Origin of the sequence: Streptomyces sp. NBC_00258 (assembly GCF_036182465.1) — a bacterium.
In the GTDB taxonomy this organism is placed as follows: domain Bacteria; phylum Actinomycetota; class Actinomycetes; order Streptomycetales; family Streptomycetaceae; genus Streptomyces.
Genome location: NZ_CP108081.1, coordinates 48,440 through 73,949, shown reverse-complemented (window position 1 = coordinate 73,949; position 25,510 = coordinate 48,440). Strand labels below are relative to the sequence as shown.

Sequence of the window (25,510 nt, the reverse complement as noted above, 5' to 3'; positions counted from 1 at the left end):
CTGGACCGAGAGCACAGCGCCGTACAGGAGGCCGCCGAGGACCTCGGCCTGGACGTCACCGTGCCGCAGGGGGAGGGCTTAGGCAGCCGGACCATCCCCGGCGAGACTGTACCGACGACGTCAGTGCCTCCTGCGGGCAAGGAATCAGCTGGGACGCAAGCTGACGGACAATACTTCGCAACAACTACGAACAACCCTGTGACCAGCGAATCCACTGCACCAGTTGGACGTGTCGACGGTGCAGCGCTGTCGCTGGACCGTATGAGACTTGCCGGCGCCGCCACCGAGCACATCGCTTCCGGAACCACCGTCGACGAAGTGGTCACCGCCCTCGCGGACGCCGCGGTGCCACAGTTCGCCGACGGAATCCTCGTCTACCTCAGCACGCCGCTGCAGGACTACGAAACGCTGCGCCCGCACAATCTGCGCCTTGCCCATCGAACCCACGTTCCAGCGGAGTCCTCCGCCCTGGCTCCGCTGATACTGCTGGCACCCGAAGAAGACCTTGTCTTCACGTCCGACGGTGCGCTGGCCGAGATTCTTGCCAACATCAGGCCCATCGCCATCAATGACGTCCTGTCCCGGGCCGCGCTGGCGGAGATTGCTGCGGGACCGCTTCCCGGACAGTTCAGCGCGATCATTGCTCCTCTCCAATGCAAGTGGCAGCTATTCGGATTTGCCGTCCTCATCCGCTACCAGCGCGCTCCTTACGACGATGCAGACGTGCTGGTCGCAGCTCAGATGGCCACGCACAGCGCGCTCGGTATCGACCGAGCCCTGCTGGCGCGAAGCCAGGAGCACATCGCGGACGAGCTGCAGCGCACGATGCTGCCCGAGACGCTGCCCCGGCCGACCGGTGTGCGGCTGGCGTTCCGCTATCTGCCTGCCGCGGAGACGGCCAGGGTCGGCGGGGACTGGTACGACGCGATTCCGCTGCCCGGCAGCCGGGTCGCCCTCGTCGTCGGTGACGTCATGGGCCACTCCATGACCTCGGCGGCCATCATGGGCCAGCTGCGGACGACCGCGCAGACCCTCGCGGGGCTCGACCTGCCGCCGCAGGAGGTCCTGCACCACCTGGACGAGCAGGCCCAGCGGCTCGGTACCGACCGCATGGCGACCTGCCTGTACGCGGTGTACGACCCGGTCGCGCACCGCATCACCATCGCCAACGCGGGCCATCCCCCGCCCGTCCTGCTCCACCTGGGCGGCCGGGCCGAGGTCCTGCGCGTACCGCCGAGTGCACCGGTTGGTGTGGGCGGGGTGGATTTCGAGGCGGTCGAGCTGGACGCGCCCGCCGGCGCCACCCTGCTGCTCTACACCGACGGTCTGGTCGAGTCGCGGCTGCGTGACGTGTGGACCGGTATAGAACAGCTGCGCGAGAAGCTCGCCGCCACCGCGCAGCTGACCGGCGCCGACCATCCGCCGCCCCTTGAGGCGCTGTGCGACGAGGTGCTCGACATGCTCGGCCCGGGCGACCGGGACGACGACATCGCGCTGCTCGCCGCCCGCTTCGACGGAATCGCGCCCAGCGACGTCGCGTTCTGGCATCTGGACCCCGAGGCCAAGGCCCCTGGCCTGGCCCGGAAACTCACTCGCGGCGCACTGACCCGCTGGGAGCTGGACAGCCTCGCCGACTCGGTCGAACTGCTCGTCAGCGAGCTTGTGACCAACGCTGTGCGCTACACGTCACGGCCGATCACGCTGCGGCTGCTGCGCTCGGACGTGCTGCGCTGCGAGGTTGCTGACGATGTGTCACAGCCTCCCCGGCTGCGTCATTCACGTACCTTCGATGAGGGGGGACGAGGGCTCTTTCTGGTCAACAAGCTTTCCATGCGATGGGGCTCTAGCCGACTTGCCACCGGAAAAATCGTCTGGTTTGAGATGGCTTTGTCTCGGGAGACAGTCCAGAGCTGACGAGGGCTCCCGTAGATGCAGGTACCGAGCGGTGTGACGCAGAGTCAGTACGCCGCCTTCACCTAATATCCCCTCGGCAACCGCACGGGTCTGACCACTTCCGGAAGCCAGAAGAAAGAGCAAAACCCAGATCTACCTCACTGACGCCCTGGGCACCGTGCGGGGTCTGGCCGACAGACGGCACCATCGCCACTCGCCACCCTACGACCCCGCAGGCCAGCCCACGCCCAGAGGCGCCACCAGCTCCAATCGCCGCACCTTCACCGGCCGCGAAGACGACGGAACAGGATTGCTCTACTGCCGCGACCGCTACTACGACCCGCAGACCGGCCGTTTCATCTCCCCAAGACCCCATCCGGTCACGAAGGCGGCCCCAACCTCTACGAGTACGCCCTGTCCTCCCCGACCGCCTGCGCAGACCCTCAGGAGGCGGCCTCGACTGGGGCGTGCAGCGCCTGTCCGGACACAAAGTCAACTGGGGTCAGGTCGGCGGTGCCGTCGCTGTCGGATGTCTGGAAGGCGCCCTGGGTTGCACGGGGGGATGTGCACGCCAGGAAGCAGTGCGGCTGGGACCGGTGGACGACGCCACCGCGGTCACCGCCGCCCAGTTGAGGGGTGTCGTCGAGCGACTCATCACAGCCGGCCAGTGGCAGGCCGGGGACCCGCATATCGTGATCGCCAGCGATGCCGGCTATGACGTCACCCGCCTGGCCTGGGTCCTGCGTGACCTGCCCGTCGAGCTGGTCAGCCGGCCACCGAAATGCTCACGTGGTGTCGGGGCCGGGACGTGGAACGCGATGGCCTTACGCGACAGACCGGACCGGTCCCCGAAGACCACGGTGACCGAACCGGCGCCCTGCACGTCGCCAGCCGCCTCGCCGCTTGCCCCGACGACCAGGTCGGCGTAACCATCGCCATTCATGTCGCCCAGGGCGAGCGCGAAGCCGAACGAGTCGCCAGGCTCCGGCAGGTCTGGGATGCCGGGGTCCGCCTGGGTGAGATATCACGAACGATCACCGTGCCCGAAATGCCTTCCGCCCAAGCCATACCGAGCTGTTGGAGACCGGACAGCACGAGGTTGCGGGGCGATGCTGTCGTCGGGATCGGTCCTGGAGGCCGCCCACGGCGCGGCCCAGGCGGTTTGAGATCGGGCGGGTAGCCCTTGGCGCGCAGCCAGCTGTCGAGGGCGAAGGCGACGATGTATCGGGCGAGGCCGCGCGCTCAGTCGTCGTCCAGCAGGCGTCGAGCCGTGCCGATGTCCGTGACGAGTGCGGTGATCCACCGGCCGCGCACCGCGCTCCGGACAGCCGCGTACTTGCGCTCGCCCCCGGCCACGGCGATCCGGCGCGGGACGGTGCGCAGCTGGTCCACGGGGATGCCGATGGTGCGCTCGCCGAGGCCCGCGTCGACATGGACTCCGTCCTGGTCGAAAAAGCGCTGACAGATGTCGCCGACGGCGCCCAGGTCGCGCAGCCGCTCCATCTCCTCCTCGGCGACGGCGTTGCCGCTCAGCCGCAGCAGGGGAGAGGGCTCCACGCTGCCGATGCCGACGAGGACCGTGGTCAACCGCGCCCAGGCCTGGCTGACTTCGAGCACCGACGGGTCGCGCAGCAGTGCGAGCCGGGCCTGGGCGCCCCCGACTAGGCCGGGTGCGCGGACGAACAGCGGTGTGGCGCCGGCGAGTTCGGCGAGCCTGGCCGTCAGCCGGGTCGCCCGCACCTGCCCCTGCGGGTCGCCCATGCCGCCCATCAGCTGGACCACCTTGTCGCAGGCAGGCTGCTTCGCGGGTTGCATCACATCCACTGCGGCCAGCAGGGTCTCGCTCCAGGTGGACACGCCGATGAGGTCATCGGCCCGGAACGCGGTCGCCAGATAGCCGGCCGCGGCCGAGCCCAGGGCGCGCAGCAGCAGCGCCGGGTGGTCGGGCAGGTCGTCCCCATCCGTGATCACGACATCCGTGAGCCGGTGACGCTCGGCGAGGGCGTCCTCCAGCTCGCTGTGGATTCCGTCGGGCGAGACCACGATGGTGCGGACGATCCCCAACTCGGTGGCCGCGCGCAGCAGTCGGGACACGCCGGCCTGCGAGAGGTTCAGGCCCTCGGCGATCTGCGACTGGCGCAGCTCGCGCTCGTGGTACATGCGCGCGACCCGGACGATGAGCCGGAGTCGGTCCACGGACTGGCCGCCGGTCAGGTCGGGGCGCGGTGGCATGCCTACACCTCACTGAGCTCCGCCGGAAGGGCGCTCGGCGCATGACTGAATAACAATTCACTGAATGCATCGACTCTCGGCCGAGAGTGGGGCAGTGGGCCGTGTGCCGTCAAGGGTTTGGCGTGAGTGACCTTTTGCGTGTCTTTCGCTGCAGTAGAAAACGTGCGGCAACATCCTTGACACACAGAAGCTGTCGGGCCTACGTTCCCGGCAGCTTAGACAACGGTACCTGAATATTCATGCACACATCGTGCACCCCCACTGCCGGGCCTCCATCTTCCCCTTTGTCCACTCCTCGACTGGAGATCCCCATGACCGAGTTGAATCGACGACGCTTTCTCGGCGGAGTGGGCGTCACCGCCCTGGGCGCAGCGCTCGCCGCCTGCGGTGGCAGCGGTACGGGCAGCGGCGGCTCGTCGCTGACGTACATGGACTACGACAACGCCGAACAGATCGCCAACGTCAAGAAGGTCCTGGCCGCCTTCCGCAAGGACTCCGGCGTCAAGGTCGCCCTCGACAACCTCTCCGGCTCGGGCGCGGCCATCTACCCGGGCAAGGTGCGCACGGCGCTGCTCGGCGGCAGCCCGCCGGACGTCTTCCGCATCTGGGGCGGGTCCATCGGCGCCCCCTTCGCGACCGCCCACCAGGTCATCGACCTCGCGCCTTACTACGAGCGGTACGGGTGGGACGCCAAGCTCCTCAAGGGCAGCATCGGCGACTTCACCTACGACGGCGTCAAGTACGGCGTTCCCGTCTACGCCTCCGCGATCGGCGTCTACTACCGCAAGGACATGCTGGCGAAGGCAGGCACGACCGTGCCCACCAGCTACGACGAACTCGAAGCCACGAACGCGGCACTGGTCAAGGCCGGTGTCACGCCCTTTCTCGCGGGCGGCAAGTACGGCTGGTACCTGATGCGGTTCTTCGAGTACTTCCTGGAGACCGTCGCCGGGCCCGAACTGCACGACCAGCTGCTCCAGGGCAAGACCTCCTGGGACCGGACCGAGGTGGTGGACGCCTTCGCGATGCTCAAGAAGTGGACCGACAAGAAGTGGTTCGCGGACGGCGTCCTCGGGCTCGACCCCTCGCAGGTCGAGTCGAACCTGGTGGCGGGCAAGGGTGCGATGGTCCTGGACGGCCAATGGGTCGAGGGCGTCGTGGCCACCGCCGACGCCGCGACCCAGGCGGAAATCGGCACGTTCATTCCGCCGACCGGCCAGTCCACGCTCCGGTTCTCCGGCTTCAGCGAAGGCCTGATGATTCCGCGCGGCGCCCCGAACAAGGACCAGTCCGCGAAGTTCGTCGACTTCTTCCTGCGCGCCACGTCGCAGGCACAGCTCGGCAACAGCTACAGCACTGTGAAGGCGTACGAGCCGGATGCGAAGACCAGCCCGCTCAGCCTCCAGTGGCAGAAGTGGCAGAACGAGCACGCCCACTACATGATCCAGGACCAGGCGCTGAGCGCCGAGGCCGCCAACACCTACTTCAGCGTCCAGAGCGACGTGATGCAGGGCAAGCAGTCCCCGAAGGACGCCGCCAAGGCCGTGGCCACCGCTGTGAGCAAGAAGGGCTGAGCCTGTGGCCGCTACGACCCACCGCCCACACGTCGCCAAGGCGCCTGCGAGTGTGGCGAGATCACGCCCGCGGCGCCGGTTCGCAGGCACCGCCTGGCTCTTCGCCGCCCCCGGCCTGATCGTCTACGCGGCCTTCCTGATCTACCCGGCGCTGCGCTCGGTCTGGTTGAGCTTCACCTCCTGGGACGGGATCTCGCCGGACATCAAGTGGACCGGCCTGGCCAACTACCGTGCGATGCTGGACGATCCGGTGGTCCACACGGCGCTGCGCAACAACGCGCTGTGGCTGCTGGTCACCACCGTTGTCCCGCTCGCGGCCGGTCTGGCCCTCGCCGTCGCCCTCAACGGCTCGGTGCGCTTCAAGTCCGCCCTGCGCATGGTGTTCTACCTGCCGGCCGTGCTGCCACTGGTGTCCGTCGGCACCATCTGGGGCTGGCTGTACGACCCGTCGAGCGGCGCGGTGAACACGCTTCTGCGCGACATCGGCCTCGGGTCGCTCGCCCACCCCTGGCTGGGTGACAGCAGTCTCGCCATCTGGGCGACCATGGTCCCCGCGTGCTGGGTACGCGTCGGCTTCCCGCTCGTCCTCTATCTGGCCGCGCTCCAGCACATCCCGGGGGAGCTGTACGAGTCCGCCCGCACCGAAGGCGCAAGCGGCTGGCAGCAGTTCCGGTACATCACCTTCCCGAGCCTGCGGGGCACCCACTACGTCGTCCTGGCACTGTCGTTCATCGAGGGCCTGAAGGTCTTCGACATCATCTTCGCGACGACGAACGGCGGCCCGGGCAACAGCACCCAGGTCCTGGGCACCTGGATGTTCTTCAACGTCTTCCAGTCCTACAAGTTCGGCTATGGCACCGCGATGGCGGTCGTGGTGACCGTGGCCGCGCTCGCCGTGGGCATCCCGTACGTCTGGCGCCAGACCAAGGAGTCATCGTGACAACCGCCGTATCCCCCCTGGTCGGCGCGGCGCGGCGGCGCCGGTTCAGGACGGTCGGCACCACCGCGTTGATGATCCTTGTCGCCCTCCTGTGGGCGTCCCCGATCCTGCTGCTGATCGGCACCGCACTTCGCTCCGGGGCCGACTTCCTCGCGCACGGTCCGCTCAGTTGGCCCCGATCGCTGACCTGGGCCAACTTCAGGGACGCCTGGAGCACCGGAGACTTCGGCACGGCCTTCACCAACAGCGCCCTCCTGACCCTGGTGAAGGTGCCGCTCGGTGTCGTGCTGTCCTCGCTGCTGGCGTACGCGCTGGCCAAGCTGAGGCTGCCGTTCCGTCGCGGCATCATGTTCCTGGTGCTGCTCGGCCTCACGATGCCGATCTTCATCGCCGTCGTACCGCTGTTCACGATGCTGCGGTCGGTGCACCTCACGGACAACCTGTGGGGTCTGCTCGCCCCGTACCTGGCCTTCGGGCTGCCCTTCCAGGTCCTCATCCTGGAGTCCTTCTTCCGCAAGGTGCCCGAGGACCTCCTCAACGCGGCCCGCATCGACGGCGCGGGCAGTCTGCGGATCTTCCTGCGGATCGTGCTGCCCATGTCGCTCCCCGCCCTGGTCACCGTGGCGATCCTTGATGTCGCCGCGACCTGGAACGAGCTCCTCATGGCCCTGGTGCTGCTCAGCTCTCCCGAACACCGGACCGTGCCGCTCGGACTTCTCAACTTCCAGGGGCAGTTCAGCAGCAACCTCACCGGACTGTCGGCGGGAGTGCTCATCACGATCGCGCCGATCCTGCTGATCTACGCCTGCCTGCAACGCTGGATCGTGGGCGGACTGACGGCCGGTGCGATCAAGGAGTAGGCCCGCAGGCGCTAACCGAGCAGCGCCTCCGCCGTCGCCCGGTCGGTCACCAGCGTGTGCACCAGCCCTCCGCGTACGGCCCCGCGGATCGCCTCGTGCTTGCGCTGCCCCCCGGCCACGGCCACGGTCCGGCGCACCGCCCGCAGTTGCTGCGCGCTGATACCGACCACCCGCTCGTCCAGCTCGGACGGCACGGCCCGGCCCTCGGCGTCGAAGAAGTGCAGGCACACGTCGCCGACCGCGCCGAGCTTCTCCAGCGAGGCCAACTCTTCGGCAGGGTAAGCGTTTCCGCTGCGCGCGAGGGTGCTGGACGGGGTGACCTCGCCGATGCCGACGAGACCGACGGTGATCCGGTCCAGATGGGTCAACGCGGCCGCCACGAAGGGGTCTTCGCGCAGCACACGGGCGCTCTCAGCAGAGCCGGCCAGCCCGGGAGCGGGGAGATAGACGGCCTGCCCGCCCACGAGCTGGGCGAGTTGCCCGGCGAGCCGCGAGGCGTGAGCGGCGGCGGCCGGGTCACCGACCCCGCCGACGGCCTGCACGATCGTCACGTCCTTCAGGCCCGCGACCGGTTCCATGGCCTCGACCGTGGCCAGAAGGGAGGCGCTCCATGGAGAGATCCCGATGACGTCGCCGGAGCGCAGCGTGGTCTGCAGGTAGTACGCGGCCGCCGCACCGAGATCGGCCATCAGGCTCTTCTCGTCGTCGGGGTCCGTGTCCACGACCAGGGCGAGCTTGAAGCCGTACGTCTCCTGCAAGCGCTGTTCGAGTGCGGGGTAGGTGCCGGGGGCGGCGTGCACGGTGATGCGCACGATGCCCTGCTGCTGGGCCTTCTTCAGCAGGCGCGAGACCTTGGCCTGTGAGAGGTCGAGCAGTGCCGCGATCTCGGGCTGCCGGACGCCCTCGGAGTAGTACATCCGGGCCACGTGCGTCATGATCCGCAGCTCTTCGCGCGCCGACATCGGCCTTCCTTTCCCCTCCGCCCACCGATGTGGACGCACATCGTTCCCCGTCGTTTCCGTCACCGTACGGGACGGCCCCGGCCTCCCGACCCTTGACGGCGGTCGGGAGTCCGGCCTTAACTATCGACGCATAGCAATTCGATGCTGAATGGATATTCAGATGCTTTCAGCCGTACCAGGAGCCACCTCTCGGCTCCGCGACCTCCGCAGTGAGCTGCGCGCGGCCGCCCCCGCCGATCGGGCCACCCGGCTGTGCGATGCCGCACGCGAGATCCGCCGCCGCGACCTGCGGATGATCGCGCGCGCGGGCCAGGGACACATCGGCGGCGACTTCTCGGCGGCCGACATCCTGGCGGTGCTCTACCTGGCCGTCCTCGACCTCGACCCGGAGCACCCCGACTGGCCCGAGCGCGACCGCTACATCCAGAGCAAGGGGCACGCGTCCGGCGCGCTCTACGCGACCCTCGCGTACGCCGGCTTCTTCGCGGACGCCGATCTGGACACGTACATGGAGCCGCTGTCCGCCCTCAACGGTCACCCCAACCGGCGCAAGATTCCAGGCGTCGAGACCAACACCGGTCCGCTTGGCCACGGCCTGCCGGTCGCCGTCGGCGCCGCGCTCGCCGCCCGCCTCGACGGCTCCACCCGCCACACCTATGTCCTGACCGGCGACGGTGAGCTCCAGGAGGGCAGCAACTGGGAGGCCGCCATGTCCGCCGCCCACTACAAGCTGAACCGGCTCACCGTGGTCGTCGACCGCAACCGTTTCCAGCAGGGCGCCCCCACCGAGGGCACCAACTCGCTGGAGCCCCTCGCCGACAAGTGGACCGCGTTCGGCTTCCGCACCCGGCACATCGACGGCCACGACCACGAGGCCCTGTTCCAGGCGCTGAGCGCCGAGCCGGCCGACAACCGCCCCCTGTGCCTGATCGCGGACACGGTCAAGGGCAAGGGCGTGTCCTTCATGGAGGACCGGGTCGAGTGGCACCACAAGGTTCCCTCCGCCGACCAGACCGCCGCCGCCCTGGAGGAACTCTCCCGATGACCCTCGCCACCGCCGCCCCCGAACTGCACGACTGCCGCCAGGCCTTCGCCGAGACCCTCGCCGAGCTCGCCGAGTCCGACCCTCGCACGGTCGCTGTCTGCAACGACTCCGTGGGCTCCAGCAACCTCAAGGACTTCCAGCAGCGCTTCCCCGACCGGCTGATCAACGTCGGCATCGCCGAGCAGAACATGGTCGGCGTCGGAGCCGGGCTTGCAGGCGGGGGCCGCATTCCTTACGTGTGCGCGGCCGCGCCCTTTCTCACCGGCCGGGCACTTGAGCAGATCAAGGCCGATGTGGCTTACTCACGGGTGAATGTGAAGCTGTGCGCCATGAGTCCCGGGTTCGCCTACGGTCAGCTCGGCCCGACCCACCACGGTGTGGAGGACTTCGCCTGGCTGCGCACGCTGCCTGAACTAACGATCCTGACCCCCGCCGACCCCGAGGAGACGCGTGAGGCACTGCGCTGGGCGCACTCCTACGACGGCCCCGTCTATCTGCGGATCGGGCGCACCAAGGTGCCGGACGTGACCCCGCACGTGCCCTTCCGGGCCGGGCGGGCCGCACGGCTGCGCGACGGCGACGACATCACGCTGATCTGCGCCGGCACGACCGTGCCAGCCGCCCTGGAAGCCGCCGACCGGCTCGCCGCCGACGGGGTACGGGCCCGGGTGCTGAACTTCTCCACCGTCAAACCGCTCGACGAGGAGGCCGTGCTCGCGGCGGCCCGCCAGACCGGCCGGATCGTCACCGTCGAGGAGGCCAACGTGCGCGGCGGGCTCGGCAGCTCGATCGCCGAGACCGTGGTCACGCACACGCCTGTGCCGATGCGGCTGCTGGGTGTCGGGGACGAGTTCACCCCGACCGGCAGCGCGGCCTTCCTCGCCGACTACTTCGGAATCACCGCCGACGCCGTCGTACGGGCCGCGGGTGAGCTGCTCGGCTCCGAGACGGACGCGTCGTGAGCCCGGCCGCCTCGGCACGCGATGCCGTCCTCGCCCTCGACCAGGGCACGAGCGGCACCAAGGGCATGCTCGTCGCCGAGGACGGCACCGTACTCGCGACCGCTTACCGAGCGCTCAGCCAGCAGTACCCGGCACCAGGCCATGTCGAGCAGGAGCCGGAAGCCCTGTGGACCACCGTGGTGGAGGTCCTGCGCGAGCTGGCCATGCGCGAAGGCGTACGTCCCGTAGGACTGGGGTTGAGCGTGCAGCGCGAGGCGGTGCTCGTCTGGGAGAGAGCCACTGGACGGCCGCTGTCCCGGCTGGTGAGCTGGCAGGACCGCCGTACCGCCGAGCGGTGCGCGGAGCTGGCGCAGAGCCGGCACGCCGGACTGATCACCGAGCGCACGGGACTCCCGGTCGACCCGATGTTCTCCGCCAGCAAGGCAGCCTGGCTGCTCGACGACCTCGACCCGGGGCGCGGCCGGGCACGCGCGGGTCTGCTGCGGGTCGGCACGGTCGACGCCTGGCTGCTGCATCGGCTGACCGGCGGCGCGACCGAGGCCGTGGAGACCGGATCCGCCTCGCGCACCCAGCTCCTGAATCTGGCCACGGGCGAGTGGGACCCGGAGCTCGCCGAGATCTTCGGCGTCCCGCTGGAAACCCTGCCCGCGGTCACCGCTTCCACCGGCGACTTCGGTCGCATGCGCGGAGTACCCGGCGTACCGGACGGACTCCCGATCGCCGCCGTCCTCGGCGACTCGCACGCCGCGCTGTTCGCCCAGAGCCACGGCGAAGCCGACGTGGTGAAGGCGACGTACGGCAGTGGCTCCTCCCTGATGATGCTCTGCCCGCAGGACGTCAAGCTGCCCCACGGCATCGCGCGGACCATTGCCTGGCGGTTCGCCGGCCAGGAACCCGCCCGCGCGCTGGAGGCAAACATCGCCTCCGCCGGCACAGCCGTCCGCTGGGCCGCCCGGCTGCTGGGAACCGATACAGCAGGGGTTGCCGAACTGGCCGCCACCGGGCGGGACAGCGGACTTCACCTGGTGCCCGCCTTCGACGGGCTCGGCGCCCCTTACTGGGACCGCGACGCACGGGCCGTCCTCTCCGGCATCCAGCAGGACACCGGACCCGCCGAACTGGCCCGGGCCGCCGTGGAGTCGCTTGCCTACCAGGTCGCCGACACCCTCACCCGCTTCGAGGACGCACTCGGCCCCGTGGCCGCACTCTGCGCCGACGGCGGGCCCACCGCCAACGAACGGCTGATGTCCTTCCAGACCGAGCTCACCGGCTGCCCCGTGCTGCGGGCGGGCGTTCCGGAGTTGTCCGCGCTCGGCGTGGCCCAGCTTGCGGGCATGGCGCTCGGCCTCTGGAGGAGGTCCGACCTGGCGGCCGTCACCCCGCCCGGGCGCCGGTTCGCACCCATACGGGGCCAGGCCTGGCGCGAGGCTCGCATGGTCGGCTGGCGGCAGGCCGTCGCCCGGGCGCGCGTCATGCCGACCTGACAACGCCCACTCGACCGACCACCGAACATCCCGCACCCGTACCACTCCCAAAGGAGAGACCCATGTCCTCGCTCCGTTTCGCAGGCGGCATGTGGAGCTTCGGCCGCATCATCGACCGCTACGCCACCAACGGCTATGGCCCCGAGGTCGGCGCCCTGGAAGCCATCGACCTCGCCGCCGAGTCCGGCGAGCTGACCGCGCTCGACCTCAACTACCCTTTCGGCGACGGCGTGAGCGTCGCCGACGTGAAGGCGAAACTGGCCGAGCACGACCTCACCGTCACCAACATCACCCCCGTGATCTACGACCGCGGATACCGCTCCGGCTCCTTCACCAGCGCCGACCCCAAACTGCGCCGAGCGGCGATCGACCTCGGCCACGAGGCCGTGGACGTCGCCCGCGAACTCGGCGCCCGCTACGTGAAGTTCTGGCCCGGCCAGGACGGCTACGACTACCCTTTCCAGGTCGACTACGCCACCCTGCGGCGGCACGCCATCGAGGGCATCGGCGAGGTGGTCAAGGCCCACCCGGACATGACCTTCGGCATCGAGTACAAGCTGAAGGAACCGCGCACCCGCCTGTTCTGGTCGACGGCTGCCACGACCCTGCTCGCACTGGAGCAGATGGGCGCCGACAACATCGGCCTCGTCATCGACTTCGGCCACTCCCTGTTCGCCAAGGAGAACCCCGCCGAGGCCCTCACCCTCGCCCACTCCATGGGCCGCCTCGTCGACATCGAACTCTGCGACAACTACCGCGAGTGGGACGACGACCTGACCGCGGGCGCCCTGCACGTCGTCGAGACCCTGGAATTCCTGCACGTCACCCGGCGGATCGGCTGGGAGCACCCGCTCAAGCTCGACCTGTTCCCCTACCGCGAGGACCCGCGCGAGGCCGTCCGTGAATCGGTCGCCGCGATCCGCGCCCTCGACCAGCGCGCTGCCCGCATCCCGCTGGACGAGCTGGCCGCCGCCCAGGCGAACCACGACGCCATGACGGCCCAGCGCATCGTGCGCACCGCGCTGTACGGATAGCGCCGCGCGAAGGCATCACCCGGGTGTGGGCCCGCAGGGCCGACCCGCACCCGTCTTTCCACCCCACCCGACCGTCTAAGCGTGGTAACGGCGGAACCCGGCGCCTTTGTACGAGCAAGGGGCACCAAGACGTGAAGCCACAGCCCACCGACAGCGACACCAGAGGAAGCGTCGCCAGGCTCACCATGGCCGCCGCCATCGGCTGTCTCCTCTTCGGATACGACAACGGCGTGATCTCCGGTGCGCTGCTCCCCGTCTGCCGGGACCTGCACACCGCCACTCTGATGGCGCAGACCATCGTCGGCATCCTGCTGCTCTGCGCCGTAGCCGGCGCCTGCACGGCTGGTCAGCCGACCGACCGGATGACGCAAGATCACCCTCGGCATCGCCTGGGTCTGGACGCCTCTGGACGGCCTCTGCAACCTGTGCCATATGGGACCGTCATAGCTCACTGCAGACGGCCACCACCGCACGCGGCCACGGAGAGCGGATTGTCACTCCACGCCGGCAGCGTGCGGGTTTCGGCGCACAGGGCGGTATCGGCCCATGGCCATGTCACACCAGAGTGCGACCGGATGCAGTAGGCGGCACCCCCAATCTTTTCCGGCTCCGACCGCTGCGTGGCGCCGGGCGGCCACCCAGTCCGAGAGACCGCATCGGCCAAGATCCGGACAATTTCCGGGCCAGCGATCCTGCCAAAGTCCCGACGGGCGCTTTTTGCGCTGGTCAGCGACGCGTAGCCCACGTACTACCAGCAGACGAAGGGCCTGCTGGTGTCGTACTTGCCGAAGAAGCCGGACTTCTTCGGCTGCCGCAGGGGCGCCTGGCCAGGGCAGGTGCCCTTCAGGCGCCCCTCCGTGCCAAGGTCCACCCGACGAGCAGGCCTGCGCCCCAGTACGCCTCGCCACCGCCCGCGTAGGGGTTGACCGGGTCGGCGGTGCCGGAGAACGACAGGACGGGCACTCCCCTCCCGGGCCGGCAGGCGGCGAGGTCGGGCACGTAGGTGCCGTCCGCGTCCATGACGGGCGCCCCCGCGCGCAGGCCCGCCACCGCGGCGATGGCAGCGAGCCGGTCCGGGTGATCGCAGGCGCACTGCGACGAGGAACTGCTCGTCGTCCGGTCCGCCCGTGCCGGTGACATGCGGGACGTTCCACCGGTATCCGGGCGCGGCGTCGATCACACCCTGCGGTGCCACGAGCAGGAAGCCCTCTCTGTCTGCGGTCTGCCCCAGTTGACTGCAGTCGAGTTGCTCGGCCGCCGTGCTCTGGCTGCCGTGCAGGTCCAGCATCGTCGGCAGATGTCCGCGACCCTGCGCCCGCCGAGAGACGTAGACCACCACGGTGCGTTCCAGCCCGCCCGAACGGATGGTGAGCGTGGTGCGTCCCGCCTTCAGACCGCACCGGCCGAGATCAGTCCGTCGTGCGACGTCTCGGCCGCGGAAGCCGACGACACCGGGGCCGCGAGCAACAGGCCGCACAGAAGCGTGAGGGCCGTCCGTAGGACGTTATCCGGGTGGAGGCCGTGGCCGCGGAGAGGGCCAAGGCACGACGCGGCTCTTGCCAGGACGTTCAGGGCGTGTGTGGGCACGCCCGCCGCGGTGAAGGTGGTGTTGGTGACGGGGACGTCGTCAGGAAGTGGCGGTGTCGCCGACGTACTCGAGCGGCTTGGCGCTCTTGATCGTCTCCCCGATGTGGTCACTGGTCTCGGGAGACCGCTTGCCGTCCCGGGCGCGGCGGTGGCGGTACTCGTCCAGCCCGGGGTCGGCACGTGGTCCCTCACGACCGCGCCGTTGACCTCCGCCTCGTACACGCCCAGGGCGGTCACTCGCAGTTCGCCCGAGCGGATCGGCGCGCGGAGGGCGAATTCCCCGCGCGGCAGCACGGCCGGGCGGGCCCGGTCCGCGGCGGCTCAGTGGCGGGCGTGATCGCGCAGGCGGTCTAGCGGTGCGTCGTCATGGGAAGCCTCCTGCGGGAACGTTTCGGGTTGGCATCGGTGCGAGAAGCCGCACGGGAGGCCGCCGAGCATGCCGCCACCGCGCGTGCGGCCGTGCGGGAACACGCCTATACGGCCCGCAGCCGGACCGCGATGAACTGGCGGCCGGGCAGGTCGATGCGGAAGACCCCCTCGTAGGTACCGGGCAGTTCGGTGACGGTCATCCCCCAGGTGTCGATGACGTCCACTTTCCACCGGATGCCGGGACGCAGCGCGAAGGTGCGGTAGCGCGGCTGGCCGAAGCCGAAGTAGGCGAGGCGGTAGGTGTCGGCGACGCCGCCGACTGGGACGTCCCAGTCGCCGAGGAGCGGGCCGATGCCGTCCTGCGGGGACTCCTCCAGGATGCGGTGGAGGAAGGCGATCCGGGCTGGAGACTCGCCCTTGAGGGTGCCGCCCTTGGACCACCACAGCACCTCGTCGTCGGCCAGGTAGGTCTCGCCGTGGCCGACGTATCCGCCCCGGACGGCTCCCTCCCAGAAGCGGCGGACCAGCTCCTGAGCGGGAAGGTTGCCCCAGCCCTGGTCGATGTCGCCCTCGTAGCCGCACTCGTCGATGACCACCGGCTTGTTCCATTCGGTGCGCCACGCGTCGGTGTTCTCGGCGGTGCGGTAAACGTCGACGCGCTGGACGCTGGCGTGGGTGACCCAGTTGGCGTTGTTGTCCCAGAAGTCCGTGCAGTTGTGGATGCCCAGCAGGTGGCCATGCGGGTCGGTGTCGCCGATCACGGCGGCCATCCGGTGCCAGTCCTCCTCTGTCTTGGCCCACAGCAGGTCGTATTCGTTGGCCAGCGACCACCACACGTTGGGGAGGGCCGCCAGGCGGGCGACCACGTAGCGCAGGTAGCGGTCGTCGGCGACCGGGCCCATGTCGGAGAAGCCCCAGCGGTCGTAGGGGTGGAAGAGGATCAGGTCGGCCTGGATGCCCAGTTCGCCGAGTTGGCGGATGCGGTTCTCCAGGTGGGTGAAGTAGGCGGGGTTGAGGTGCCGGAAATCCCAGCCGTCCTTGAGGGAACCGGCGAAGGGGTAGAGCGGCGGTTCGTTGGCGTTGAAGAGGTACGCCTTGGGGAAGACGCACATCCGCATCTTGTTGAACGGCGCCTCGGCGAGGGTGCGCAGGGTCCGCTCCTCCAGTTCGTCGCCCTGGTGCGTCCAGGCGTACGCCGTTGTGCCGATGGGGAGATGACGGGTGCCGTCGGCGTGGCGGAAGTGGAAGGTGTTGTGCACGCGGACCGGGCCGTGTTCGCCGGGGGCGGCGGGGAGGCAGTCGAAGGTGCCGGTGATGCCGGTCAGGGAGCGGGAGTTGGAGGTGGTGGCGAAGCCCCAGGCGCCCTCTTCGTCGGGCATGAGGCGCAGGCGGTGGATGCCGTCGTCGTCGTAGAAGCCGTGCGCGGTGAGGGTGCGCCCGGTGTCCTGGTGGATGAACTCGGCGCTCAGCGCGATGTCGGTGAAGGGGTTTCCGTGAGCCGGACCGTGGAGTTCGAGCTCGAACGGGTGCCAACGGGTGACCGAGGAGGGCCAGTCGGCGTCGGCGCTGCCGAGCGGGACCTCGGGTCCTTCGTAGCTGTCGGAGGGGACGGTCACCGCCTCGGTGGGGCGCGGTTGATCGGCCAGGGTCTCGTCGACGGTGGCGAGTTCGACGAAGAAGGCGTCCCTAGCCTCGGGGTTGGCGCGGGTGTTGTCGAGGAAGCCGACGACCTGCGCGAGGCTGACGTGGCGCAGTTGCACACCGAGGGGGGCGTTGACGATGCCGGAGAGGTGTTTGCGGACGACGGCCGTGGCCTGCCGGTTGCGCAGGACGTCGCCGAGGAGAGAGTCGGGGCTGTACGGCATCGGGGCTCCAGGGGATAAGGGCGGGGCGGCGGGGTCAGTGCTTGGTGTCGTGACCCTCGTAGCGGAACCGACGGGCGTCGACGACGCCGGCGGACCGTAGCCGTCGGTGGCGTACCGGTCGATGGTGCGGCCGAAACTCCACATCCCTCCGGCATGACTGCGCGGCGTGATCGACACAAGATCTACCTGAATTAATATTCAAATACCGGTGAACAGGGGATGGCCGGGAACGTAAGCCGGGCCCGTTGTGCATGTCAAGAGTGCACCGCCACTTTTCCCAATCGCCGCAAACAGCCTATAGAACCCCTACTGCCCCCGCCCGATCACCCCCTGTCGGCGCCTTGACGTGATACTGGGAGGTGGCACACTATCCCGAAAAATATAAACCACTTTGTGAATGAATATTCACACGCTCGCCACTGGCCACGCCGCCTCGGCGCGCTACCGCGACCTGCGGCAGGTCACCCGTGACGGCCGGCCGCAGCCGTGGAGCCGCTTCGGAACATGTCCACCAAAGTCCGGGGGCGGATTGTGAAGACGAACCGGAACGGCTGCGGCGGCTGGCGGCCTGGCACGACGCGGTGGCGCGCAGCCGGAACGCGAGGAAGGTGCCCACCTCATGAGCCCGGCATCAGAGGGCCGGACCGGCCCGAATCTCAGTAGTGTTCAGGGGGTGTCCCAACATCCAGACCTCACCAGCCACGAGCCGGTCGACAAACTCCGGCTTATCGTCCGTGTTGCCCGGATGTACCACGAACGCGGCTTGCGCCAGGCCCGGATCGCCGAAGCGCTGAACCTCTCCCAGGCCGGCGTCTCCCGGCTGCTGCGCAGCGCGGCCGAGCTGGGCGTGGTGCGTACCGTCGTGGTCTCCCCTGAAGGGATCCACAGCGACCTGGAGGACGCGGTCGCCGAGCGCTACCAGCTGACCGACGTGGTGATCATCGACGGTGACGACCTGCTCGACCACCCGCGCAGCCTGCTCCGCGCCCTCGGCTCTGGTGCCGCCAGCTACCTGGAGACCGCCTTCCGCCCCGGGGACCTGATCGGGGTCTCCACCTGGAGCGAGACCCTGTTGGCCGCCGCCAACGTGATGCAGCCAGCCAAGCAGCAGGTGGCCGACAAGGTCGTCCAGCTCATGGGCGGTATGGGCGACCCCCAGGGCCAGGTCCAGGCCACCCGCCTCACCGCCCGCCTCGCCGACCTGACCGGCGGCACCCCGCTCTTCGTCCGGGCCCCGGGTCTGGTCGGCTCCGCCGAGGCCCGGCTCTCCCTGCTCCACGACCCGACGGTGGCGGAGGTCAGCCAGGCATGGCAGCAGCTGACCGTCGTCCTCGTCGGCATTGGCAGCGTCGAGCCCTCGCCGCTGCTGCGGCTCAGCGGGAACGCGGTCGCGGAGGACGAGCTGGCGCGGCTGCGGTCGCTGGGGGCGGTCGGGGACATCTGCCAGCGCTTCTTCGACGAGAACGGGACATACGTCGACGCTGGGCTGGGCGAGCGGACAATCGGCATCTCGGCGGACCAGCTCCGCACGGTCCCCCGCCGCCTCGCCGTCGCGGGCGGCCTGCGCAAGTACGCCGCCGTGCGGGGGGCGTTGAGGGGGCGGTGGATCACGGCGCTGGTGACGGACACGAGTACGGCGCGGCGGCTGCTGGAGGAAGAGGAGTGAGGGAGGCACCGTGGCCGACGCCCCCTATTGATGTGCTGGGGTGGGCGCTTCCGTGATGCCGTCGTGAAGTGCCGAAGAGCTCGGCCGCACCCAGCGTGCGGTCGCGGCGTTGCACGACCTGCTGACGCCTCCAGCATCCGGGGACGCGCCCAGGATCGAACTGCGCAGCGTCGGCGCGGTCCAGGCTGCGGCGTTCACCGCGGCACCGCCTACCGGGCGGAGCTGTCGGTGCGCGTCGACCAGCCGGTCCTGTCCGACGACCCGGTCCTCCAGCGCGACCTCCAGCTGCCGGACTCCTGGTGGCAGGACCTCGCCGTGACGCTGGAAAAGGTGGCGGCCGTCGACACCGACCGCGTCGCCGTACGACAGCAGTTCATGGACCGGGCGATCCCCGAGTTCGTGGGCATCCCGGCCCCGGCCGTGACTCGCTGGACCGCCGCCCACTCCGACCTGCACTGGGCTAACGTCACCGCACCGCTGAGGATTCTCGACTGGGAGGGCTGGGGGCGCGCTCCCCGGAGGGATTCGACGCCGCCACGCTCTACGCCTACACACTGCTCCAGGAGGACGTCGCCGCCCGCGTCCGAGACGTCTTCCCTGTCCTGGGCAGCCCGGCCGGCCTCGCAGCCGACGGCCGCCTCACCACACGCCGCGTGCGGGCCGAGCAGCACGGCCGGCGCGTCACGATGGGCGTTCGCTGGGGCCGCTTCGTCACCCGCCATCCCTGGAAGATGCTGCTGGCGTCGGTCGTCGGCCTGGGCGTGCTGGCCATCCCGGCACTGTCACTGCGGCTGACCCTGCCCGACGACACACGCGGGTACCGGTGAAGCCCAGCGTGGCGGGCAGGAGGGTGAGCGCGACCAGGACGGCGACGGTGATGGCGAAGGCCGCGGCCAGGCCCATGGTGGTGAGCATCGCGATGCCGATGACGCTCAGACCGGCCAGCGCGATGACGACGGTCAGGCCGGCGAAGACGACCGCCGAGCCCGCGGTCCCCAGGGCGCGCCCGGCGGCTTCCTCGGGCGCGTGCCCCTCACGCAGCTCTGTCCGGTAGCGCGAGACGATGAACAGGGCGTAGTCGATGGCCACCGCCAGACCGAGCATGAGCGCCAGAGTCTGCGCGTTGGAGGCCATGTCGACGAACGACGAGGCGACGGTGATGGCACACAGGGCGATACCGACGCCGACGATCGCGGACAACAGGGGCAGTCCGGCCGCGACCAGCGAACCGAAGGTGATGACCAGGACGAAGGCGGCGACCAGCAGACCGATCAGTTCGGCGGCGTTGCTCTCTTCCTCCTCCAGCACCGCGTTGCCGCCCAGACTGACGTTCAGGCCCGCCTTCTCACCCTTGTCCGCCACCTCGTGCAGGGCGTCCGACGCGGCGGGAGTGATGTCGGCCTGCGGGACGGCGTAGGTCACCTGGGCGTAGGCGATGCTGCCCGAGGAACTGACCAGGCCGGCGGTGAAGGGGTCGGTGACGCTCGCCACCTGCGGCGCCTTGCGCAGGTCAGAGACCAGGGACTCCACCTCCTGCTTGTGCGCGGCGGACGTCAGCTTCTGCCCGTCCGGAGCCTCGATGACCACGCGAGCCGCGGCGCCGGCGGCCGAAGCCTGCGGGAACTCCTTCTCCAGCAGGTCGATGGCCTGCTGCGACTGGGTTCCGGGAAGGGTGAAGTCGTCCGTCGTACTGCCGGACACGCTGCTGACGCCGATCACCGCGGCGACGAGCACCGCGATCCACGCCAGCAGCACCAGCCGGCGCCGCCGGAAGGCGAGCCGGCCGAGCCGGTAGAGAAAGGTGGCCACGAAAATTACTCCCACCAGGAGGAAAAAGGATGTGTGAGGGCGAGCCCGACAGGCTCCGCCCATGAACGTAGGAGTCGGGTGCGGCCGAAAAGAGCTACTGGAGGACGAATCCGCGCCCGGGGCGGTACTCCGGTACCGGGTGGTGTCCTCCTTGAGGCGGGTGTGCCGGGTCTCAGCCGGCCGGGTGGGCGGCGAGAAGTGCCGTGGTCGCGTCCCACAGCTCCCGCTGTACGCGCGGGTCCCGGCCGGGTTCGGGGCACTGCAAGGGGCGGGCGTCGCGGGCGGAGAAGTAGCCGCCGGTGGTGCCCGCGAGTGCCGGATCGGTGGCGAGCCGCACGATGATGCCGGCGCCCTTGCGGGGATCGCCGATCCTCAGGGTGTTCAGCACCCGCTGCAGGACGGCGGAGCCGGGCAGGTCCCGGCCCAGGCCGGTGGCGTTGAAGCCGGGGTCGCAGCAGTTCACGGTGACCTTGTCCGCGTCCAGGCGGCGGGCGAGTTCCTGCGTCCACATGATGGTCATCAGCTTCGTGCGCCCGTACAGGGGCATCGACTCCCGGCGGGTGTAGGGCTCGGTGCGCCGCAGGTCCTCGGCCGGGGCGATCGTTTTCGCCTGTTGGGCCGCTTCGGAGGCGACGTTGACGATCCGGGCCGGCGCGGAGGATCCGAGTTTCGCTGTCAGCGCCTCGGTCAGGACGAACGGGCCGAGGTAGTTCACCGCCGTCATGTCCGCGAGGCCCTCGGTGGTGATGCGCTGCGCGAAGGCGTGGAGGCCGGCGTTGTTGACCAGGACGTCCAGGCGCGGGTAGCGCGCGGCGATCTCCTCGCCCGCGCGGCGGGCGTCGGAGAGCAGACCGAGGTCGGCGTGGAAGACGTCGACGGGCTCGTCGGTCACCGCCTTCAGGTCGGTGACGAGGGCTTCCGCCTTGCTGCGGGAGCGGGCCACGGTGCCGATGCGGTAGCCCTGGCGGGCCAGCTCGAAGGCGGCGATGCGGCCCAGTCCGGAGGTGGCTCCGGTGATCACGGCGACGGGACGATCCATCCCACAACCCCTTTCATGAGGTACCTCACGATCACGTTGTGCGAGGATACCCGAACCATGGAGCAGCACGAATCGACGACCACGGGCAGCGCCCCGGAGCAGGTGGGACTGTCTTTCCTCACCCTCGCGTACAGCCTGCGCGAACGGGTCGACCAGCGCACGACGGCGACCGCCGGCCTGTCCCTGTCCCGCACCAAGGTCCTTCAGGTGCTGGCCGGCCGCGGCGCGCTCCACCAGGCGGAGCTAGCGGCTTTCCTCGGCCAGGCACCGCGCTCCGTCACCCAGATCGTGGAGGGTCTTGAGCGCCTCGGCATGGTCGCCCGGACCAGCGACCCCGAGGACCGCCGCCGCAAGACCGTCTCCCTCACCGACACCGGCCGCACGGCACTGAGGGCCGCGGAAGAAGCGGGCACGCACGTACTTCGCCAGTACTTCGGCCGGCTCGAACCGCAACAGCTGGCCACACTCGACACGCTGCTCGCACACCTGGACGTCACCCTCACTGGTGACAAGACCGGCTGACACGAGCACGGAAGAAATCGCCTGCAGCATCCAGCCAGACCGGCACGGGCTGACCGGCTTCGAGGGCCTAGCTTCCACCCGGTCGCCCCGGTCGGCCCTTCCGGGAGTCGCCGGGCCAGGAGACCGACCGCTTCGACCCCGGTCGAGGCCGGCGAACCGTCGCAGGTCCGCGAGGGATTCCTCACCCGCCGGGACTCCGGCCAGAACCTGGGGCGAGGCCTTCAGCGTTTGTGCCAGCTGGCGTAGTCGGTGAGGGGAGGGGGAGTGGCACCCCTGTTCGTAGCTGGTGATCTGCCAAGCCGACACGCCCTCTTCGGCAGCGAGCGGGCCTGGGTCAGACCCGCTTCCTGCCCGAGGAGGGACAGTGAACCGGACGCGAAGGGCCCGACGGATTACATGGAGCATGCGACCGGGGCTGATGGATCGCCGGTGTGACCTGGTGCCCTCACCGCAGTCCGCGCACACGAACGATCACGAGGTGCGAGCCGCCTGTGATCATGCAGGTCAGCCACCGCTTAGGATCGACGGGAGCGGCTGGAATTGGCGCAGAAGGAAAGGGCGGTGGGCACGATGCAGCAGACGGTCAGCGTCTACACGCTGCCCGACCTCGTGCGAATGGCACAGGACGGCCGCTTCAGGGTCAGGGCTTTCGCCCGGCCCGCCGTGTGGGGGCACCACCAGATCACTGAACTCTTCGACTCCGTCCACCGTGGCTTTCCCATCGGCACGATCACTGTTGCAGAACAGCCCGCTCCGGAAGAAGACCTCCGCATCGCCAGCGTCCCCGTCCATGCTCCCGCCGACCGTCACGCCTGGACGGTCCTGGACGGCGTCCAGCGCCTGACCACACTTGTCGGCGTATGGAATGACCGGCACGGTCAGGTAGACGACGACCGCTATGCCGTCTGCTACGACCTGGACAGAGACCGGTTCTTTCCCGGCTTGCGCCGCGACGCCCTGCCGGTGAGCGTGGCCTGCCAAGAAGACCGCCTGTCCTCCTGGATTGCAGGGCACCCTTTCCTGACCGAAGACAACATCAGCGAATGCTGGCGCCTGCACGCAGCCCTGACGTCGTACCAGATGCCCGTCACCGTACTGAGCGGCATCGAGAGCAAAGAGTCGCTGTATCTGCTGTTCACCCGCATCAACGGTGCTGGAGTGGGCCTGGCCCGATCCGACATCACACGAGCCCGCCAAGAGGCCGACGCCCGCACCCTCCTGGTCTCCGGCGAACAACCCCTCATCAGGCAGAGCGAGCAGCTCGGCTTCGGCCGCCTCCCTGAAGCGCTGGCCGTGCAATGCGTGCTGGCAGTCGCAGAACCCCGCGAACGGATCCCGAAAAGCGCCCTGCGCAAGCGCATGGACTCGCTCAGCGCGTCCGCAACGCGAGAGGCCGTAGAACGGGCCCGTCCAGCGCTGGAAGCATCACTGCGATTCCTGCGCAAGCAGGCTCGTATTCCCCACGTCCGCCTGCTGCCCCATCCCGAAGTCCTCCCCGTCCTTGTGCGGTTCACCAGCGTCTTCGGACCGCCTACCGGGCGGACACAGGAACTGCTGCGACGCTGGATCTGGCGCTCCGCCATGCTCACCCGGCAACAGGCCAGTGTGCTCAACGAGGCCCAGGCATCGCTCGGCAGCACACCGGAATCCGAAGCCGCACGCCTTCTGAGCTCCCTCCCGCACCCCGAGCCTCAGCCCTTCCGGCCCGACCTCCAGTCCACGACGGCGCAACGCCCTGAGGGGAGGCTGAACGCCCTGGGACTTCTGTCCGCGGAACCGTCCCTGCTCGTCCCCTCGGCTTCCGTCGTCAGCAACCAGCCCGGCACGCCCCTGTCGGTCAGCAGCCTCCTCACCCCCTGGCTCGACAGCGAGCACGATCTCTTCTGCCGACTGACGCCTCAGATGCCCGGACACCCCCAGTCCGCAACACTGGGCAACTACCTGCTGCACCCTCCCGCTTCCCCCAAGGCACTGCTGCACGCGATCACCTCGCAGGATGCTCAGGCCAGGTCCTTGCTCGCCAGACACTTCCTGGACCCCCACGGCATCCAACTGCTCAGCAGCCAAAGGTACGAGGAGTTCGTCCAGCACCGTGAGGACCTGCTGAAGACTGCCATCACCCATCGGGCACAGTCATTTGCCCGATGGGGCTTCAAGGACCGTGGCCACCTTCCCAGCCTGCCGGACTCCGCACGGGACACACCCAAAGGGACGCAATGACGGCCAGCACCGCACAAGCACGTGTCCTGCTCGGGGACAGACGCGTGGGAACCCTCCACTACGCCCAGGGCCAGACCTCGTTCGTGTACGAGGACCTGGAGCCCGACCACCCGGTACTGGGCCTGCGGTTCGACTACGACCCCGACTACGCTGCGCACCCCGTCACCGGAGTTCCCAGCTGGTTCGCCAACCTCCTTCCCGAGCGGGAATCGGGCCTGCGCCGCCTGTACAACCAGCAGCTCGGCCGCCGCGACACCCCCGACTTCCTGCTCCTGCTCCACCTCGGACACGACCTGCCTGGAGCTGTACGGGTCGAGACGGAGGGCACGTTGCCCACCGCCATGAGCGAAGCGCTCGAAGAGGCCCAGTTGACGACGCACCGACCGAAGATGAGCTTCTCCCTCTCCGGCATGCAGCTGAAGTTCTCCATGACCGCAGATGGCGACGGATTCCGGCTCCCTGCACCGCAGCAGCTCGGAGACTGGATCATCAAGCTGCCCAGCAACGTGCATGAGCAACTGCCCGCCAATGAGAACACCATGATGCGCTGGGCGGCTTTGGCAGGCATCGACGTACCCGAGCACCGCCTCGTGCCCCTGAACTCGTTGCATGGCCTGCCCGAGGAACACCTGTCGGAAGACGGCCTCGCCTTTGCCGTGAGCCGGTTCGACCGAGAGCACCGCGATCGCATCCACCAGGAGGACTTTGCGCAGGTCCTTGATGCCAGCCCAGCGGAAAAAGACCGAGGCTCACAGGAACTCATCGCACAAGTACTGCTGGACTACTGCCCCGAAGACTTCGATGAGTACATCCGCCGCCTGGTGTTCTGCGTTGCCGCCGGGAACACGGACGAGCACCTGAAGAACTGGTCACTGCGCTACCCCGACAGATACACGCCCCGTCTTTCCCCGGCCTACGATCTGGTAGCTGTCACCTCCTACCCCGTCTACCGCCGCGACGTCCTCACACTGCCGATAGCAGAGCAGGCCAACCCCCGATACATCACGCGTGACCATTTCCGGCGCTTCGCAGAGTCCCTCGACACCGACCCGGCACCCGTGCTGCGCACAGTGGACCAGACCGTCGAACGGCTCCACGCCACATGGCCCCAAGTTCACGACACGCCACATACCCCTGCGTTTGTCCGCGCCAACATTGCCGACCGGCTGAGGACCCTGCCTCTCCTGCAATCCGCACGTCAGTCCTCGGAAACCTGAGTGCACCGGCATCTGGTACCAGCTCTGCCAGAGGCCCTGACAGAAGCAGCTGACCCTGTGATTTCGAGGTGGGTGGTCGTTGGTCTGGTCGTGGGGAAACGACAGTGGCGGCCGTGGATCGTGTCGGATGAACTGCGGCCGCTCATCGAGCCGTTGGTGCCCGAGCCGGTTCCAAAGCTAGTGGAGGGTCGGCCGCGGGTACCGGACCGGCAGGCACTGTGCGGGATCCT

General features: G+C 69.0%; 19 protein-coding genes and 3 pseudogenes. 14 read left to right on the top strand and 8 right to left on the bottom strand.

What is annotated here, in order from left to right:
• Positions 1-60 precede the first annotated feature (60 nt).
• From OG718_RS00325 to OG718_RS00320, 3 genes and pseudogenes are all read left to right on the top strand, one after another.
• Complete coding sequence (locus OG718_RS00325) at positions 61-1,914, top strand: SpoIIE family protein phosphatase (protein ID WP_443055316.1); 1,854 nt, start codon at positions 61-63, stop codon at positions 1,912-1,914.
• Between the two features lie 157 nt (positions 1,915-2,071).
• Positions 2,072-2,254: pseudogene (locus OG718_RS54255) on the top strand (RHS repeat-associated core domain-containing protein); the annotation flags it as partial.
• A gap of 217 nt (positions 2,255-2,471) precedes the next feature.
• Positions 2,472-2,726, top strand: a pseudogene (locus OG718_RS00320) (transposase); the annotation flags it as partial.
• 409 nt (positions 2,727-3,135) lie between these two features.
• Here OG718_RS00320 and OG718_RS00315 read toward each other — a convergent pair.
• A complete protein-coding gene (locus OG718_RS00315) occupies positions 3,136-4,125 on the bottom strand; it encodes a sugar-binding transcriptional regulator (RefSeq protein WP_328842677.1) in 990 nt (329 codons plus the stop codon).
• Positions 4,126-4,436: 311 nt separating this feature from the next.
• Between OG718_RS00315 and OG718_RS00310 the strand changes: the two genes are divergently transcribed.
• The 3 genes from OG718_RS00310 to OG718_RS00300 are packed head-to-tail and all read left to right on the top strand — an operon-like array spanning position 4,437 to position 7,499.
• A complete protein-coding gene (locus OG718_RS00310; RefSeq protein WP_328842676.1) occupies positions 4,437-5,699 on the top strand; it encodes an ABC transporter substrate-binding protein in 1,263 nt (420 codons plus the stop codon).
• A gap of 52 nt (positions 5,700-5,751) precedes the next feature.
• The gene (locus OG718_RS00305; protein ID WP_328842675.1) at positions 5,752-6,639 is read left to right on the top strand and encodes a carbohydrate ABC transporter permease; all 888 of its coding nucleotides are present in this window, start codon (positions 5,752-5,754) and stop codon (positions 6,637-6,639) included.
• A complete protein-coding gene (locus OG718_RS00300; RefSeq protein WP_328842674.1) occupies positions 6,636-7,499 on the top strand; it encodes a carbohydrate ABC transporter permease in 864 nt (287 codons plus the stop codon). Before OG718_RS00305 ends, OG718_RS00300 begins: the two co-directional genes overlap by 4 nt.
• Before the next feature lie 11 nt (positions 7,500-7,510).
• On the opposite strand, the gene OG718_RS00295 is transcribed toward OG718_RS00300, so the two are convergent.
• Positions 7,511-8,461: a sugar-binding transcriptional regulator gene (locus OG718_RS00295; protein ID WP_328842673.1), complete on the bottom strand. Its 951-nt coding sequence runs from the start codon at positions 8,459-8,461 to the stop codon at positions 7,511-7,513.
• 160 nt (positions 8,462-8,621) lie between these two features.
• Between OG718_RS00295 and OG718_RS00290 the strand changes: the two genes are divergently transcribed.
• From OG718_RS00290 to OG718_RS00275, 4 genes are all read left to right on the top strand, one after another.
• Positions 8,622-9,506: a transketolase gene (locus OG718_RS00290; protein WP_328842672.1), complete on the top strand. Its 885-nt coding sequence runs from the start codon at positions 8,622-8,624 to the stop codon at positions 9,504-9,506.
• Positions 9,503-10,468, top strand: coding sequence for a transketolase family protein (locus OG718_RS00285; protein ID WP_328842671.1), 966 nt, complete (start codon positions 9,503-9,505; stop codon positions 10,466-10,468). Before OG718_RS00290 ends, OG718_RS00285 begins: the two co-directional genes overlap by 4 nt.
• Positions 10,465-11,952, top strand: coding sequence for an FGGY family carbohydrate kinase (locus OG718_RS00280; RefSeq protein ID WP_328842670.1), 1,488 nt, complete (start codon positions 10,465-10,467; stop codon positions 11,950-11,952). Before OG718_RS00285 ends, OG718_RS00280 begins: the two co-directional genes overlap by 4 nt.
• Before the next feature lie 62 nt (positions 11,953-12,014).
• Positions 12,015-12,986, top strand: a complete 972-nt coding sequence (locus OG718_RS00275) for a sugar phosphate isomerase/epimerase family protein (protein ID WP_328842669.1) — start codon at positions 12,015-12,017, stop codon at positions 12,984-12,986.
• Between the two features lie 843 nt (positions 12,987-13,829).
• On the opposite strand, the gene OG718_RS00270 is transcribed toward OG718_RS00275, so the two are convergent.
• From OG718_RS00270 to OG718_RS00265, 3 genes are all read right to left on the bottom strand, one after another.
• Complete coding sequence (locus OG718_RS00270; RefSeq protein ID WP_328842668.1) at positions 13,830-14,126, bottom strand: hypothetical protein; 297 nt, start codon at positions 14,124-14,126, stop codon at positions 13,830-13,832.
• Positions 14,127-14,375: 249 nt separating this feature from the next.
• Complete coding sequence (locus OG718_RS54250; protein ID WP_443054846.1) at positions 14,376-14,867, bottom strand: alpha-L-rhamnosidase N-terminal domain-containing protein; 492 nt, start codon at positions 14,865-14,867, stop codon at positions 14,376-14,378.
• A gap of 179 nt (positions 14,868-15,046) precedes the next feature.
• Complete coding sequence (locus OG718_RS00265) at positions 15,047-16,807, bottom strand: DUF5605 domain-containing protein (RefSeq protein ID WP_328842667.1); 1,761 nt, start codon at positions 16,805-16,807, stop codon at positions 15,047-15,049.
• Positions 16,808-17,480: 673 nt separating this feature from the next.
• On the opposite strand from OG718_RS00265, the gene OG718_RS00260 reads away from it, so the two are divergent.
• Positions 17,481-18,473 (top strand): sugar-binding transcriptional regulator, encoded by a 993-nt coding sequence (locus OG718_RS00260; protein WP_328842666.1) that lies wholly within the window; start codon positions 17,481-17,483, stop codon positions 18,471-18,473.
• 24 nt (positions 18,474-18,497) lie between these two features.
• Here OG718_RS00260 and OG718_RS00255 read toward each other — a convergent pair whose 3' ends face one another.
• The 3 genes and pseudogenes from OG718_RS00255 to OG718_RS00245 form a co-directional block, all read right to left on the bottom strand.
• Positions 18,498-18,929 (bottom strand): hypothetical protein, encoded by a 432-nt coding sequence (locus OG718_RS00255; RefSeq protein WP_328842665.1) that lies wholly within the window; start codon positions 18,927-18,929, stop codon positions 18,498-18,500.
• Positions 18,930-19,277: 348 nt separating this feature from the next.
• Positions 19,278-20,282: pseudogene (locus OG718_RS00250) on the bottom strand (MMPL family transporter); the annotation flags it as partial.
• Between the two features lie 172 nt (positions 20,283-20,454).
• Positions 20,455-21,321, bottom strand: coding sequence for an SDR family NAD(P)-dependent oxidoreductase (locus OG718_RS00245; protein WP_328842663.1), 867 nt, complete (start codon positions 21,319-21,321; stop codon positions 20,455-20,457).
• 57 nt (positions 21,322-21,378) lie between these two features.
• On the opposite strand from OG718_RS00245, the gene OG718_RS00240 reads away from it, so the two are divergent.
• From OG718_RS00240 to OG718_RS00230, 3 genes are all read left to right on the top strand, one after another.
• A complete protein-coding gene (locus OG718_RS00240) occupies positions 21,379-21,843 on the top strand; it encodes a MarR family winged helix-turn-helix transcriptional regulator (protein WP_328842662.1) in 465 nt (154 codons plus the stop codon).
• 570 nt (positions 21,844-22,413) lie between these two features.
• Complete coding sequence (locus tag OG718_RS00235) at positions 22,414-24,063, top strand: GmrSD restriction endonuclease domain-containing protein (RefSeq protein ID WP_328847653.1); 1,650 nt, start codon at positions 22,414-22,416, stop codon at positions 24,061-24,063.
• Positions 23,988-25,280: a type II toxin-antitoxin system HipA family toxin gene (locus OG718_RS00230; protein WP_328842661.1), complete on the top strand. Its 1,293-nt coding sequence runs from the start codon at positions 23,988-23,990 to the stop codon at positions 25,278-25,280. The genes OG718_RS00235 and OG718_RS00230 overlap by 76 nt, the downstream gene beginning before the upstream one ends.
• Positions 25,281-25,510 lie beyond the last annotated feature (230 nt).